At 42.5% G+C, this 2407-nt stretch carries 1 protein-coding gene; it reads right to left on the bottom strand.

From position 1 onward, the window contains the following. Nucleotides 1–106: 106 nt before the first annotated feature. On the bottom strand, nt 107–1825 hold the full coding sequence (gene ltrA / locus F6K46_RS39325) for a group II intron reverse transcriptase/maturase (RefSeq protein WP_293068815.1): 1719 nt from the start codon (nt 1823–1825) through the stop codon (nt 107–109). Between the last annotated feature and the right edge of the window lie 582 nt (nt 1826–2407).

Below are 2407 nucleotides of genomic sequence, written 5' to 3'. Positions count from 1 at the left end.
ATTAAACTAAGCCGGAGAGTCGCCCCTCCGACTCGTCTTCAAAACCGTACGTGATAGTTTCCTATCATACGGCTCCTCATCATAGGAACCATTGTCATTGGTACCTCTAGAATGGATTGACATCTAACTCGGAGGAGTTGATTTTCTTTCCATGTTTGGCATCGTGGCAATGTAGGTGGAGTAACTCTAGATTTTTATCTGAGTTATTTCCGCCGAGTGAACGTGGTATTATGTGGTGCTTTTCCATTAAATCTCCATCCCTGAAGGTGAGACCACAGTGAGTACATACCCCTTTTTGCCTTTTCAAAAGTCTTCCCTTTTGACTGGTCATTTCAGGGTGTTTCTGCATTCTGGTACTCCAATAAATTAGGTTACCGTCGAATGGACTCCGGGTATCTTTGACCTTCACGTGTCTGACTATTTTGGTCTTGGCGTGTTTGGGGAGGTAGTTTTCCTCGTTGGTCATAAATACCCAGTTATCAATCTTCGGAGCTTCCCAGGGTTTCTTAGGTTTCTCAACCCTCGTCCCCCAGTATTTCTTGTTTACCCAGGTTTTTGATTTTCTTGGATGTCTCCTGTATCCCCATCTTTGAAGTTTGTTCCAGAGTAGGTTGTCTATGTCTTGGTAGGTTTCCTTACTACAGACTGAGCTGTAATAGTTGCACCATCCTCTTACGATAGGTTTTAGATGCTCGATTAGAGCTATCTGTGGAGCGGCTCTGTGCTTATCTATTTTTGATGAGAGCCGCTCATAATACTCTTTTACTTTTCTCTTAGATGGTTTGATGATGGTTTTAAACCCTTTCTTTGATTGGTGCTTTCCGACTGTGTATTGTCGAATATTGAAACCAAGGAAGTCAAATCCTTTAGTTGTATGTACCAATTTGGTTTTGTTGGGTTTAAGCTTTAGACCTATGTCATTTAGCCAATCTACGATGATTCTTTGACACTCTTCTACCACTTCTAGGTCTTTGTGTATGATGACAAAGTCATCTGCGTACCGAATCAAACTTAGTGCTGATTTATTCTTCTGTTTTATTCCAGGTAAACTTTCAGCATATTGTATTATTCGGTTTTCCATTCCGTGAAGGGCTATATTCGCTAAAAGTGGAGAAATTATTCCACCTTGAGGAGTACCCTCTTCTGTAGGAAGGAGTGTGTTCTTATCCATTACTCCTGCTTTTAACCATTGCCTGATTACTCGACTCATGGTTGGATAAGTATTTAATTTTCTTATTAGGGCATCGTGATTGATTTTATCAAAGCATTTTTCGATGTCGGCATCTAGTACCCATTTGGGCATTTTATTGATGCTGTTGAATATTGCTTCAATGGCATCATGACATGACCTACCTGGTCTGAACCCATATGAGTTGGGTTCAAATCTTGCCTCCCATTCCGGTTCAAGGGCTTGTTTGGCGAGAGCTTGAAGAGCGCGGTCGTATATGGTAGGTATTCCAAGTGGCCGTTTTTTATCCTGTCCGGGTTTGGGTATCCAAACCCTTCTGGTTGGTTGTGGCTTCTTGTACAGTTTTAGGTTGGCTACTAAGATAAGTCGTTGTTTACTAGTTAAAGCCTTACGACCATCTATTCCGGCAGTCTTTTTACCTTTATTCTGTTGGGTTACCTTTCTTACCGCTATCATCTTCGCTGCCCAGGACTTCATCAGAGTCTTTTGCAGTTTTCTTACCACGCGAACATTGCCACGTTGAGAGGCTCGATATATCCGGTTTTGTAACTTGAAAACAATTCGTTCCAGCTTGCGCCAGTTAGTCGTTTTCCATTCCGACTGTGGGGCGAACCCCCTAGTTTTAGACGTATTCATTACTACTTCTAGTTATATCTTTTCCTATAACGTGAGTCTGTCTGCGTATCCTGGATGTTACTCCAGGCGTTAGCTTCTGACTCTATCTTTCTCCTATAGGCCATGCGGCTAACTACCTACTCAGAAATCGACCTTTCTGAGAGTACCTATGGAGTTACTTCGTTCCTGATAACCATTTTTATTGAACTTTTAGGGTGATACTATTCACCGGGAACAAGGGAAATCATTATAAATGATCTGAAATTTATAATCCTGTATGTTCCATTGGACTTTTGTCACTCGCAGCTTATCAGCCTTATTTCGCTACTTTTCGGTCACGATGATTGGACGTATCTTTCCTTGCGGTACCCATGAGTTCTCTGCCTGTTACTAACACCGCCTTAGGCTGGTAGTGCTTCACTGTTCGACCCCGCTTTACCCCAGGGGTTGTTAAGTTCTGAGGTAGGGGTAGGGCTGTCACTCGGATTTCACGAGGGTTGGTCTTTCACCAACATGGTTATCAAGTTATCAAGGTTCTTTTTTACCTTGTGGTCAATCCTCCAAGACCCTTATTGGGTCAAGTTTCTGACCAACGAGTCGCAC

This window comes from Moorena sp. SIO3E8 (genome assembly GCF_010692445.1).
Lineage (GTDB): Bacteria > Cyanobacteriota > Cyanobacteriia > Cyanobacteriales > Coleofasciculaceae > Moorena > Moorena bouillonii.
The sequence above is the reverse complement of the archived record's forward strand: the minus strand, read 5'-3'. Positions and strand labels throughout refer to the sequence as shown.

Excerpts from the sequence above, each read along its gene's own strand:
- ltrA (WP_293068815.1), bottom strand. The coding sequence starts at position 1,825 with ATGAATACGTCTAAAACTAGGGGGTTCGCCCCACAGTCGGAATGGAAA.